Origin of the sequence: Streptomyces nidicola, assembly GCF_050106155.1 — a bacterium.
Classification (GTDB): Bacteria; Actinomycetota; Actinomycetes; order Streptomycetales; family Streptomycetaceae; genus Streptomyces.
Window position 1 is genome coordinate 2,118,362 of the sequence record NZ_JBNBPI010000001.1, and the last position, 12,042, is coordinate 2,130,403.

Annotated in this window: 10 protein-coding genes; 6 read left to right on the plus strand and 4 right to left on the minus strand. The window is 71.7% G+C overall.

Features of this window, described 5'->3' with window-relative positions:
* Positions 1 to 77 precede the first annotated feature (77 nt).
* Positions 78 to 569: a lamin tail domain-containing protein gene (locus tag ACOKM3_RS09795; protein ID WP_426898964.1), complete on the plus strand. Its 492-nt coding sequence runs from the start codon at positions 78 to 80 to the stop codon at positions 567 to 569.
* A gap of 75 nt (positions 570 to 644) precedes the next feature.
* On the opposite strand, the gene ACOKM3_RS09800 is transcribed toward ACOKM3_RS09795, so the two are convergent.
* The 4 genes from ACOKM3_RS09800 to ACOKM3_RS09815 form a co-directional block, all read right to left on the minus strand.
* Complete coding sequence (locus tag ACOKM3_RS09800) at positions 645 to 2,198, minus strand: pectate lyase family protein (RefSeq protein ID WP_426898966.1); 1,554 nt, start codon at positions 2,196 to 2,198, stop codon at positions 645 to 647.
* Positions 2,199 to 2,480: 282 nt separating this feature from the next.
* Complete coding sequence (locus ACOKM3_RS09805) at positions 2,481 to 3,302, minus strand: DeoR/GlpR family DNA-binding transcription regulator (protein ID WP_426898968.1); 822 nt, start codon at positions 3,300 to 3,302, stop codon at positions 2,481 to 2,483.
* A gap of 154 nt (positions 3,303 to 3,456) precedes the next feature.
* Positions 3,457 to 4,464, minus strand: coding sequence for a 4-hydroxythreonine-4-phosphate dehydrogenase PdxA (pdxA, locus tag ACOKM3_RS09810; protein WP_426898970.1), 1,008 nt, complete (start codon positions 4,462 to 4,464; stop codon positions 3,457 to 3,459).
* Positions 4,465 to 4,508: 44 nt separating this feature from the next.
* A complete protein-coding gene (locus tag ACOKM3_RS09815) occupies positions 4,509 to 5,741 on the minus strand; it encodes a four-carbon acid sugar kinase family protein (protein ID WP_426898972.1) in 1,233 nt (410 codons plus the stop codon).
* 318 nt (positions 5,742 to 6,059) lie between these two features.
* Here ACOKM3_RS09815 and ACOKM3_RS09820 point away from each other — a divergent pair, with 318 nt between their 5' ends.
* The 5 genes from ACOKM3_RS09820 (at position 6,060) to ACOKM3_RS09840 (ending at position 12,040) form a co-directional block, all read left to right on the plus strand.
* Entirely contained in the window at positions 6,060 to 7,040 is a 981-nt protein-coding gene (locus ACOKM3_RS09820; protein ID WP_426898974.1) for an aldo/keto reductase, read from the plus strand.
* Between the two features lie 33 nt (positions 7,041 to 7,073).
* Positions 7,074 to 7,859: an HpcH/HpaI aldolase family protein gene (locus ACOKM3_RS09825; RefSeq protein ID WP_426898976.1), complete on the plus strand. Its 786-nt coding sequence runs from the start codon at positions 7,074 to 7,076 to the stop codon at positions 7,857 to 7,859.
* Positions 7,859 to 8,812 (plus strand): phosphoglycerate dehydrogenase, encoded by a 954-nt coding sequence (locus tag ACOKM3_RS09830; RefSeq protein WP_426898978.1) that lies wholly within the window; start codon positions 7,859 to 7,861, stop codon positions 8,810 to 8,812. The genes ACOKM3_RS09825 and ACOKM3_RS09830 overlap by 1 nt, the downstream gene beginning before the upstream one ends.
* Before the next feature lie 175 nt (positions 8,813 to 8,987).
* Complete coding sequence (locus ACOKM3_RS09835; RefSeq protein ID WP_426898980.1) at positions 8,988 to 10,412, plus strand: Nramp family divalent metal transporter; 1,425 nt, start codon at positions 8,988 to 8,990, stop codon at positions 10,410 to 10,412.
* A 56-nt stretch (positions 10,413 to 10,468) separates the two neighbouring features.
* Complete coding sequence (locus tag ACOKM3_RS09840; RefSeq protein WP_426898982.1) at positions 10,469 to 12,040, plus strand: ABC transporter substrate-binding protein; 1,572 nt, start codon at positions 10,469 to 10,471, stop codon at positions 12,038 to 12,040.
* Positions 12,041 to 12,042 lie beyond the last annotated feature (2 nt).

Below are 12,042 nucleotides of genomic sequence, written 5' to 3' on the forward strand. Positions count from 1 at the left end.
CTACACATGTGCGTCACGAGGCATTCACGTGTCATATGCTCTCGGTGCTTCACCAGAACAACTGAGGGGGGAACCTCATGCGCTACCGCTACGCCCTGCCCGCCGTCTTCGCCGCCGCCGCGCTCGCCGCGGCCGTGACGCCCGCGCAGGCCGCCGAGTACTCCTCGGCCCTGAAGATCAGGGGCGTCCAGTACGACGCCCCCGGCCCGGACTCCAACCGCTGCTCGGGCGGCAACACCAAGGACGAGTACCTGACCATCAAGAACTACTCGCGCACCGCGACGGTCAACCTCAAGGGGTACCTCGTGAAGGACGCCGCGGGGAACCGCTTCAAGTTCACCGCGAGCCACTCCCTGCAGCCCGGCGACTACGTCAAGCTGCGCGGCGGCAACGGCAGCGACTCCGACGCGAAGAACGTCGTCTACCGCGACAACTGCAACTTCATGTGGAACAACGACAAGGACACCATCTACCTGTACAAGCCCTCCGGCCCCCGCTCCGACGTCCACTCGTACACCAAGTCGGCGAACGACCGGGACCGCAACGGATACATAGCCTTCCACGGCTGACCGGACCCGGGTGGTCGGCGCATCGGAAGTCACCCGCCCACCGGTTGGGAAACCGGTGGGCGGGGTGTCTTGCGGCTACTGCGCGTACGTCTCCAGTTCCGCCAGCTGCGGTGTCGCGCTCGCGCCGGTGATCTCGAGCGTGAGCTTCTTCAGTGATGTCGCGGGGAAGGAGGCGACGCCCGCGCCGGTGCCGGAGGTCAGCACCGCGCCCGTGTCACCGTTGACGAGCCGCCAGGCCTTGACCCGGCCCGTGGCTCCGGCGGTCTCCCGGATGTTGGCCTTGGAGACCGAGGTGGCCGTGCCCCACTTGACCGAGACCGAGCCGGTCGTGCCGCTCGGCGACCAGTAGGTGGTCATGCTGCCGTCGCGTACGTTGCCGTAGCTGGTGCCGTCCGCCTTGCTGGAGCCGTCGGCGCCGGCGGTCAGGCTCAGATTGGTACCCGAGGGCTGCGTGGGCGTGGGTGTCGGTGTGGGGTCGGTGGGTGTCGGGGTCGGGGTCGGCGTGGGTGTCTGCGTCGAGCAGCTGCCGTCCGACACCTTCATGCCCTTGCCCGCGCCCGCCGTCTCGCCCACGACGCCAGGCACGCAGGACGCGGCGTCGAGCTTGTAGGAGTACGGGATCGAGACCGTGGTGTTCGACGTCGGGTTCGGCCCGGCCGGCTTGTAGTCGCTCGCGGCGCCCGACCAGGTCACGTTGTCGAAGGTGTTGCCGCTGACCTGCCAGTACCCGGCGGCGGTCGTGTAGAACGTGCCGAGGACGTCCTTCGAGTTCTTGAAGTAGTTGTTGTCGACCTTGGCCTTGGCGCCCGCGCGGGAGTTGATGCCCGACTCGTTGAGGCTCACGTAGTAGTTGTTGTACATGTGCGCCGTGCCGCCGCGCAGCAGGGGTGCGCGGGAGTCGATGTTCTCGTACAGGTTGTGGTGGAACGTGATGTAGCTGTTGGAGAGTTCGGTCTCGCTGGAGCCGATGAGGCCGCCACGGCCCGAGTTGCGCAGTGTGCTGTACGAGAGCGTGACGTACTGGGTGTTGTCCTTCATGTCGAAGAGGCCGTCGTAGCCCTCCGACTCGCCGCCCGAGGCGAGCAGGTTCGTGTGGTCCACCCAGACGTTGCGGACGTCGCTCTCCATGCCGATGGCGTCGCCGCCGTTGGAGGTGGGCGAGCCGGACTTCTTGACGTTCCGGACCGTCACGTTCTGGATGATGATGTTGCTGGACTCGCGGATGTGGATGCCGAGTTGGTCGAAGACCGCGCCGTTTCCGACACCCACGAGCGTGACGTTGCTGATCTGCTTGAGTTCGATCACACCGGCCGCCGTGTTGCAGCTGTCGCCGGACACCTTGGTGGTGTTGCCGTGATTGATCGTGCCCTCGACCTCGATGGTGATCGGGGTGTCGGCGCTCGCGCGGTTGCACAGGGCCGCGTGGATCTGTGTCCCGGTGGTGGCCCGTACGGTCGCTCCGCCCGCGCCTCCGGTGGTCCCGCCGTTCTGCGTGGCGTAGCCGGTGGCGGAGCCGGTCACGGCGGCCGAGGCCTCGGTCGTCGACAGCGTCATCGCGGCGGCTCCCGCGAGGGCGAGCGCGCCGATCCCGGCGGTGAGGCGGAGCGCGACGGGTCTGGGTAACTTCATCGTCGTGGTTCCCTTCCGGTGCAGTGCGGTGCGGTGCGATGTGATGCGTCGCGGGGCAGTGCGTTGCGGTGCAGTGCCTTGCGATGCAGGACAGCGCAGTGCGGTGCACTGATTCAGGTGCTCTGGGCATGCCGGTGCAACCGGTGTGGCGACCGGCACTTAGAGGGGGAAAGCGCTTTCTGCGCGGGACAATAGAGTGCCGCCGGATCCGGTGGCAAGGCCCCGCGCACCGCTTGTGACTCAACTTCCCCCGGCCCGGCTCCACTTGACCGGCCGGTACGGTCACCCGCTGCCCGCGACCTCCACCCGCACCCCGCGCGCCTCGAACGCCCTGACCTGCTCCGCCGGCGCCGACGCGTCGGTCACCAGGGTCCAGCCCTCCTTCAGCGCCGCCCACGCGTGGAACGGGGCGCGGCCCAGCTTGCTGCCGTGCGCGAGGATGTAGACGTGGTCGGCCCGGCGGGCCATCAGCTCCTTGAGCCGGGTCTGACGCAGGTCCGCCTCGCAGATGCCGCGGTCGACCGTGACGCCGTCGGCGCCGAGGAAGACGCGGTCGAACGACATCCGTTCCAGGGCGGCCTCGGTGAGCGGGCCGACGAATCCCTGGCTGAGCGGGCGCAGCGTGCCGCCGAGGCATTCGACGTGCACGCCCTCCGCGTCGGCGAGCGCGTGCAGCGCGGTCAGGCCCGTCGTCGCGATGGTCAACTCCTTGATGGCGCGCAGCTCGTGGGCGAGCGCGCCGACCGTCGTACCGGCGTCGAGGAGCAGCGTCTCGCCCGGTTCGACCGCGCGCGCCGCCCACTGCGCGATGGCACGCTTCTCGTCGTACGCCTCCCCCGTGCGCTGCCGCAGCGAGGCCTCGGGGTGCGCGGACAGCGCCATCGCGCCGCCGTAGGTGCGGGCGAGGCGGCCCTCCGCGGTGAGCCGGGCGAGGTCGCGGCGGATGGTGGACGGGGTGACCTCGAAGAGCTGGGATAGCTCCTCGACGTTGGCGAGTCCTGTGGTGGTGGCCAGGTCGACGATACGGTCCCGGCGGGCACGGGAGCCCTGCGCCTGGGAGGTGGGCGGCGGGGAGCTGGGCGGCGGGGAGCTCGGTGACGACATCTGGGAGGTCCTCTGCGGTGCGGCGGCGGTCAACGGCGGTGCGGGGGAAGGCGGTTCGGGCCGGGGTGAAGGCCGGCTCAGGCCGCAGTGAAGGGCGCTTCGGACCGCCGGGGCGGAGAGCGGTTCGGTCCGCCGGGGGGTCAGGGCCCGTCTTCTACGACGCTGTGGCCATCTCGGCCGCCTGGCGAAGGGCCTCGACCATGCTACCGGCCTCGGCCTTTCCGGTTCCCGCGATGTCGAACGCGGTGCCGTGGTCGACGGACGTGCGGATCACGGGCAGGCCCACGGTCAGGTTCACGCCCGCCTCGATGCCGAGGACCTTCACGGGGCCGTGACCCTGGTCGTGGTACATCGCCACGATGAGGTCGTAATCGCCGCGCGAGGCGAGGAAGAAGGCGGTGTCGGCGGGGAGCGGGCCGCGCGCGTCCACGCCCTCGGCCTTCAGCTTCTCCAGGGCCGGCTCGATCTTCTCTGCCTCCTCGCCGTAGCCGAACAGGCCGTTCTCGCCCGCGTGCGGGTTGATGCCGCAGACGCCGATGACGGGGTGCGGGGTTCCGGCACGGACCATCGCCTCGTGGCCGCGGCGCACGGTGCGCTCGACGAGACCCGGCTCGATGCGGTTGACCGCGTCGATGAGGCCGATGTGCGTGGTCACGTGGATGACCTTGACCTTCTCCGTGGACAGCATCATCGACACCTCTTCGGTGCCGGTGAGGTGTGCCAGGAGTTCGGTGTGTCCGGGGTAGATGTGTCCGGCGGCGTGCAGGGCCTCCTTGTTGAGCGGGGCCGTGCAGATGCCTTGGACGTCGCCCGCCAGCGCGAGTTCGGCGGCGCGCTTCACGAACTCGTACGCCGCGTTGCCCGCGATCTCGGAGAGCGTGCCCCAGGGCAGGTTGGCGGGGAGCAGGTCGAGGTCGACGACGTTCACGCGGCTGGGTGTGAAGACCGCGTCGCGGGGGTGCTCGACCGGGGCCACCTCGCACTCCAGGTTCAGGATGCGGGCGGCCTCGCGCAGCCGCGCCGCGTCGCCGATGACGACCGGGCGGCAGCGGCCGAGGACCGCCTCGTCGAGCAACGCGGCGACGACGACCTCGGGGCCGACGCCGGCGCCGTCACCCATCGTGACGGCGATGAGCGGGAGTTGGGGCAGGTCGGGGCTCATGGGTGACTCCTGGGGAGAAGGTGGGTGGGGGCGCGGCGGCGGGTTCAGCCCGCCGCCGGGGTGGCTGCCAGGTGCGGGCGCAGGGCCGTCGCGATGCGGAGGAGCGAGTCCTCGGCGCCGTAGCTGCCGGGGCGGGTCACGACACTGCGGCCGTCGGGGGTGCGGGAGTGGACGGCGCCGTGGTGGATCTCGTCGACCGGTTCCAACTCCCTTACGCCCAGGGCGTCCAGCGTGGCCCGTGCGGTCTCGCCGCCGGTGAGGACGAGGTCGGGTCTGCCGGGCCAGGCGGTGGCGAGTGCGGCGAGGGCGGCGCTGAGCGCGCGTCCGTCGCCAGGGTGGAGTCCCGCCGAGCCGTCGATGGACAGGACGGTGTCCACCGGCGCGGCGTCCGCCTCCACATCCACCGCGCCCGCACGCGCCTCAACCGCTCCGGCCGACAACTCCGCCGGTCGGAGGGGTATATGACGCATGCCGAGTGCCGTGAGGTGCTCGATCTGCCGCACCACTCCCGGCTCCGCCGTTCCCGCCACCACGAGCAGCGGGGCGGCGCCGCGCGCGGGTGGCGGTGCGGGGGCGGGCACGGTGGGCCGCGCGAGCGCCCGGCCGAGCGCACCCGCCAGGCCTCCGCTGCCGAGGAGCCGGAGGCCGGGACCCAGGCGCAGGGCGGCTGCCACGATGGCGTCGAGGTCGGCGTCGGTCTCGGCGTCCGGGGCGGGGTGGGCACCGGAGGCCACCACACTCTTCAACTCGGCTTCCAGGCACGGGAGTCCGGAGCGGACGACCTCCAACGGGATCGTCCGCACCGCCAGCCCCGAGAACGCCTCCGCCACCGATCGCGGAGGCGTTGCGCGTTCCGCGCGCCAGCCGTTCGTTTCGTGCAGCGGCACCCCGTCCACGTGCACGACGCCGCCCGTCACGGTGCGCCGTGCGGCGGGCAGCGCGGGCGCGACGACGAGGGGCTCGGCGCCCTCGGCGTACGCCACGGCCTCGGCTGCGACGTTGCCGCGCAGCTGGGAGTCGATCTTCTTGTAGAGCAGCCCGTACGCGCCGGAGCCCCCGGAGCCCAGGACCGAGCGCACGGCATCTGCCGCATCGGCAGGCGGCAGATGCCGTGTGTTCAGGTCCACGACGAGGTCGTGCGCACCGGCCGCGGCACCGCCGGTCGGCGCGGTGAGGCACAGGCGCACGGGGCCGCCGAGCGCACGGGCGGCCTCGGCGGCGCCGGACAGGTCGTCCGCGAGCGCGAGCACTGCGGGGAGCGGGGGCGACGAAGCCACAGGATCGAACCTCCTTGGGAACACCCGGCGTTGGGCGGCCCGCCCGGATCATGACACAGGTTGCGCGATCTGCGCGAGACCCCTTGCGCACAACGCGCAGCCATGCGAGCGTTCCGATGGCCGCGCCGCCGCTGTGGGCAATCGGGCCGCCCCAGAGGGGCGGTACGGGTGGGCACAGGGGCGGCCCCCGGTGCGGGCAGCACCTCACTCCGGCCCCCACCCCGACGCCGCCCGCCCGACACCCACCCCAGCCGGCCACCACCCACCCGCACCGCCACACCGCACCGCGCCCCACGCTCCCCCGGAAGGACCCCCACCGTGACCCCCGGCATCCAACTCCCCCACACCCCCGTCCCGTTGTCACGCCTCGTCCTCGGCTCCATGACCTTCGGCGACACCGCGGACCGCGCGACGGCCGCCGCGATGCTGGACGCCGCACTCGACGCGGGCATCACGGGCGTGGACACCGCCAACGGCTACGCGGGCGGCGAGAGCGAGCGCATCCTCGCCGAACTGCTGCCGGGACGCCGCGACAAGGTGGTGCTCGCGACGAAGGCCGGCATCCCGCACCCCGACCAGGGCGAGCACGCGCCGCTGTCCGCCGAGGGCCTGCGCGCCGCGCTCGACGGCAGCCTCAAGCGCCTCGGCACGGATCACGTGGACCTCTTCTACCTGCACCAGCCCGACCGCGCGACGCCGCTCGCCGAAACCCTCGCCACCGTCGCCGAGTTCGTGAAGGACGGCAAGGTCCGCGCGCTCGGTGTCTCCAACTACGCGGCCTGGCAGATCGCCGAGCTGAACCGCGTGGCCGACGAGGTGGGCGCCCCGCGCCCGGTCGTCGCGCAGCAGCTGCACAACCTGCTCGCGCGCCGCATCGAGGAGGAGTACGTCGAGTTCGCCGCGGAGACCGGGCTGCACACCATGGTCTACAACCCGCTCGGCGGCGGCCTCCTCACCGGCCGGCACACCTTCGAGCAGGCCCCTGAGGGCGGCCGGTTCGGCGACTCGAAGGTCGCGGCGATGTACCGCCAGCGGTACTGGAACGAGGACCTGTTCCGCGCGGTGGGCGACCTGACCCGGATCGCGTCCGACGCGGGACTGCCGCTCACCGATCTGTCCCTGCGCTGGCTGCTCTCCCGCCCCTCCACCGACGCCCTGCTGCTCGGCGGCTCCAAGGTCGACCACCTCAAGGCCAATATCGCGGCCGCGGCCCAAGGCCCGCTGCCCGAGGACATGTTGACCGCCTGCGACGAGGTCGGCGCCCGGCTGCGCGGCCCGATGCCCGCCTACAACCGCTGACCTCCGCCCCACCTTCGTAAGGGAGACACCCCCATGGCCACCGGCCGCACCTCCGCCGAGTTCACCGCCGCGCTGCGCAATCGCGAACAGCTCATCGGTTACTGGTCGTTGCTCGACTCCCCCGTCGCCGCCGAGCGCCTCGCCCGCGTCGGCTACGACTACCTCGCCTTCGACGCCCAGCACGGCCTCTTCGGCTACCAGGGCATGCTGAACAACCTCCTCGCCACCGACACCAAGGGCTCCACGGCCGTCGGCATGGTGCGCGTCGAGGCCAACGACCTCACGTACATCGGCAAGGCACTCGACGCGGGCGCGACCGCCGTCATCGTGCCGCTGATCGACACCGCGCAGGACGCCGCCGACGCGGTCTCCGCCGTGCGCTATCCGCCGCTCGGCCGCCGCAGCTACGGACCGATGCGCGCCCAGCTCCGCGTCGGCCCGAACCCGGCCGACACCCACGACGCGACCGCCGTCCTCGCGATGATCGAGACGGCCGACGGGCTCGCCAACGTCGAGGAGATCTGCGCGACGCCCGGCCTCGACGGCATCTACGTCGGCCCCTCCGACCTGCGCCTCGCCATCGGCGGCGCGACGTCGTCCGACCCGTCCGTGCAGGACGAGTTCGAGCAGGCCCTGATCCGCGTACGGAAGGCGGCGGAGGACGCGGGCATCGCCGCCGGCATCCACAACGCCGACGGTGCGAGCGCGGCCCGCCGCCTCGCGGAGGGCTTCACGTTCGCCACGGTGGCCGCCGACGTCGTGCACCTCCAGCAGATCGCCACGTCCCACCTGGACGCGGCCCGCGGCGGCGCGCGCTGATGCCGACGACGCTCATCACCACACCCACCTTCGCCCGGCACTCGCCCCGCCCCTGGGACATCCTGGAGACGGCGGGCGCGGGTCCGCTGCGCCCGCGCGAGGACGCGGCGCTGCCGGGCGCCGAGCTGCTGAAGTACGCCGCCGAGGCGGACGCCCTGATCGTCGGCATGGACCCGATCACCGCCGAAGCCATGGACGCCGCACCGCGGTTGAAGGTGATCGCCAAGCACGGCGTGGGCGTCGACACCATCGACCTGGACGCCGCCCGCGAGCGCGGAATCCCGGTGGTGTGCGCGCCCGGCAGCAACTCCCGCGCCGTCGCCGAGTACACCTTCGGCCTGCTGCTGTCCGCGGCCCGCTCGCTCACCGCCTCCCATGTCGCGGTGTCACAAGGCGGCTGGCCGAAGCTGTTCGGCCCCGAGCTGCACGGCAGCACGCTGGGCATCGTCGGCTTCGGCCGGATCGGCCGGCTGCTCGCCGGATACGCGCGGGCCTTCGGCATGTCGGTCCTGGCCCACGACCCGTACGTACCGGACGACACCATCCGGACGCTCGACGCCGAACCGGCCGGCCTGGACGCCCTGTTGGCGCGCGCCGACGCCATCAGCCTGCACACCCCGCCGGACCCGTCCGGCGCCCCGCTCCTCGACCGGGCCCGCCTGGAGTCCATGAAGCGCGGTGCCATCCTGGTCAACGCCGCGCGCGGCGGCCTGATCGACGAGACGGCGCTCGCCGAGCTGCTGGGCACCGACCACATCGGCGCGGCCGCCCTCGACGCGTTCACCACGGAACCGCTCCCCGCCGACCACCCCTTGCGCGAGGCGCCCCGCACGCTGCTGACCTCGCACATGGCGGCCTGCACCCCCGAGGCGAACCAGACGATGGGCGCGATGGTCGCGCAGGACGTGGTGCGCGTCCTCGCGGGCGAGCCGGCACACCACGAAGCCACCTGAACCACCAGGCGATTTGAACCACCAAGCCACCTGAACCACCGAGCCACTTCAAGCATTTGCTCGACCGCCCCCAGCGAGACACCAAGCCTCCACACACCGTGCCACCTCCCACACCCCCACACCTCCCTGTCCGGATTCCGGCGAAGACGCCGGAAGACCCCCGAGGACCCGACACATGTCCACCACCACGACCGGCTCCGTCCCCCCGGCGCCCGCGCAGGCCGACCCGTACGCCCTGCGCGCCGAAGACGCCCGCCCGGCCCCCGAGACCTTCCGCGGCAGGCTGCGCAGGCTCGGTCCCGGGCTCATCCTCTCCGCGGCCGTCGTCGGCTCCGGCGAGCTGATCACCACCACCTCGCTCGGCGCCAGGGCCGGCTTCGCGCTGCTCTGGCTCGTGATCATCTCCACCGCGGTCAAGGTGTGGGTGCAGATGGAGCTGGCCCGCTGGACCATCCTCACCGGCCGTCCCGCGCTCGACGGTTTCCGTGACATCGGCCCCCGGATCGGCCGCCTGAGCTGGATCAACTGGCTCTGGATCGGCATGGACTTCGCCAAGATGTTCCAGCGCGGCGGCATCATCGGCGGCACTGCGGCCGCCTGCTCGATCCTGCTGCCGATCCACGGCGGCTCGCTCAGCGTCGCGTCGCTGACCATCTGGGCGGTCATCGTCACGGCCGCCGCCGTGCTCATCCTCCAGACCGGCAAGTACCACGTCGTCGAGCGGGTCGAGGTCATCGGCATCACGCTCAAGACGGTCATCACCGTCGGCCTCGCCCTGGCCCTCCCCCTCACCGCGTTCGGCTACGGCTCCGCCGACCTCGCCGAGGGCCTGAGCTTCCAGATCCCGGCCGGCACGGTGGGCATCGCCCTCGCCATGTTCGGCATCACCGGTGTCGGCGCCGACGAGATGACGACGTACACGTACTGGTGTCTCGAGAAGGGCTACGCCCGCTGGACGGGCCCCGACGACGGCACGGAGGAGCGCGCGCGGCGGGCCGAGGGATGGCTGAAGGTCATGCGCCTCGACGTGGGTGTCTCCTGGCTCATCTGCACCCTGTGCACGTTGTCCTTCTACACGATCGGCGCCTCGGTACTGCACCCGCAGGGCCTGGTGCCCGAGGGCAACGACATGATCACGACGCTGTCGCACATGTACACCGACGTGCTCGGACCGTGGGCCCAGTACCTCTTCCTGGCCGGCGCGATCGCGGTCCTCTTCTCTGTGACCGTCGCCTCCTCGGCAAGTGTGCCGCGCCTATGGGCCAACACCCTCGGTCTGCTCGGTGTCATCGACTGGCGCGACCTGCGCTCCCGCACACGCACCATCCGGGTCCTGACCTGGTGTCTGCCCCCGGTGTGGATGTGCTTCTTCCTGTGGGTGCAGTCCCCCGTCCTGATGGTCCAGATCGGTGGCATCGGCGGCGGCGTCTTCCTGCTCGCCGTCGTGATCGCGGTGTGGCGCCTGCGCTACACCGGTGTCCCGCCCCGCTTCCGCGCCAACCCCTGGCTGACCGCCGCCCTCGTGATCAGCAGCGCGGCGATCGTCTGCCTCGGGGTGTACGGCGTCCTGGACACGCTGGGCCTGACACCCGGCGCCTGAGCCCCGCCCCGCTTCCGATGAGCCCCTCCCCCGAGCCCTCGCCCGAGAGGTCGACGATGCCCTCCCCACCTCACCTCCACCCCTCCCGCCGCACCCTGCTGCGCACCCTCGCGGCCGGTGGCACCGGCCTGGCCCTCGGACCGCTCACCGCCTGCGCGGGCCCGACGGGCGCGCCCGGACCGCGGACGCTCTCGCTCGGCCTGAACCGCTCCCTGGTCAGCCTGGACAACAAGCTCAACCAGTTCGACGCCGCCGTCACCGTGCAGCGCGGCGTACGGCAGGCGCTCACCACGATCCGCCCGGACCTGTCCGTCGCCCAAGTCCTCGCCGACCGCTTCGAGATGACGTCGCCGACGACCTGGACGGTGCGGCTGCGCGACGGCATCCACTACTCCGACAAACGCCCCGTGCGCGTCGAGGACGTGGCCACCGCGCTGCGCCTGTACGGCAAGGTCGACGGCTCGTTCATCCGCGGCCTCTTCCCCGAACTCCCCACCGTGGAAAGGGTCGACGACCGTACGTTCCTCCTGCACACCCGCCGCCCCGTGCCCGTGCTCGACCGTCTGATGGCGAACATCCTCATCACCCCGGCCGCCGACAACCGCGCCGAGGAGCTGCGGTCCGGCGTGGGCACGGGACCGTACCGGGTGGTCGCCGCGAACAGCGGCACGGGCGAGTACACGCTCACCCGCAACCCGCACTACTGGGGCACACCGCCGCACGTCGACCGGGTCCAAGTCCGCTTCGTACCAGAGGAGTCCAGCCGGGTCGTCGGCATCCGCAGCGGTGAACTCGACGTCGTCGACACCCTCACCCCGGACTCCGCCGACCAGCTCGACGGGCTCCCCGGGGTGCGCCTGGACCGCGTCCCCGGCGTGCGGATCTGCCAGCTGTTCTACAACTTCCGCAAGCCCAGGTCGCATCCGCTGTCCGACGCCCGCGTCCGCAAGGCCCTCACCCACGCCGTCGACGGGGACGCACTCATCAAGGACGTCCTCACCAAGTCCGCGGTGGAGGCGCAGGGTGTGCTGCCGCTGGCCCTCGAAGGGGCCGTGCGCACCGGGTCGTACCGCCACGATCCGGCCGCCGCCCGCGAGCAGTTGAGAGCGTTGGGCGCCGACGGGATGCGGCTCACCATCATCTGGGAGAGCGGTGAGTTCGCGGGCGACGCCTCCGTGATGGAGGCGCTGGTGGAGATGTTGCGGGACGCCGGCGTGCGCGCGCAGCTCAAGCAGTTCCAGCCGGGCGGCGACATCCTCGCCTGGCGGCAGGGCCGCGGCGGGGACTGGGACGTCATCGGCAACGGCTTCCCCGGCACCACGGGCCAGGCCCTCACCAGCCTCCAGGCCATGTACGCGGGCACCGCCGAGGACGACAAGACGGGTGACGCCTTCATGGGCTACGTGAAGCCGCACATCGAACGTCAACTGTCGGACGCCGCCGAGGAGACGGACGCCAAGAAGCGCGCCCGCAAGCTGAACGCGGCGCAGCGGGCGGTCTGGGACACCTGGCCGTGCCTGTGGTCCTTCGTGCCGAAGACGGTGCAGGCCCGCCGTGACCGCGTCACCGACCTCGAACTGGCCCCGCTCAACTGCTACGACCTGTCGACCGTACGGCTGGAGGGCTGACC

What these genes read in the sequence shown, in the direction of transcription:
- pdxA (WP_426898970.1), bottom strand. Translation starts at nt 4,464, where the DNA reads ATGAGCCCCGACCTGCCCCAACTCCCGCTCATCGCCGTCACGATGGGT.
- ACOKM3_RS09840 (WP_426898982.1), top strand. Translation starts at nt 10,469, where the DNA reads ATGCCCTCCCCACCTCACCTCCACCCCTCCCGCCGCACCCTGCTGCGC.
- ACOKM3_RS09835 (WP_426898980.1), top strand. Translation starts at nt 8,988, where the DNA reads ATGTCCACCACCACGACCGGCTCCGTCCCCCCGGCGCCCGCGCAGGCC.
- ACOKM3_RS09825 (WP_426898976.1), top strand. Translation starts at nt 7,074, where the DNA reads ATGGCCACCGGCCGCACCTCCGCCGAGTTCACCGCCGCGCTGCGCAAT.
- ACOKM3_RS09795 (WP_426898964.1), top strand. Translation starts at nt 78, where the DNA reads ATGCGCTACCGCTACGCCCTGCCCGCCGTCTTCGCCGCCGCCGCGCTC.
- ACOKM3_RS09800 (WP_426898966.1), bottom strand. Translation starts at nt 2,198, where the DNA reads ATGAAGTTACCCAGACCCGTCGCGCTCCGCCTCACCGCCGGGATCGGC.
- ACOKM3_RS09805 (WP_426898968.1), bottom strand. Translation starts at nt 3,302, where the DNA reads ATGTCGTCACCGAGCTCCCCGCCGCCCAGCTCCCCGCCGCCCACCTCC.
- ACOKM3_RS09830 (WP_426898978.1), top strand. Translation starts at nt 7,859, where the DNA reads ATGCCGACGACGCTCATCACCACACCCACCTTCGCCCGGCACTCGCCC.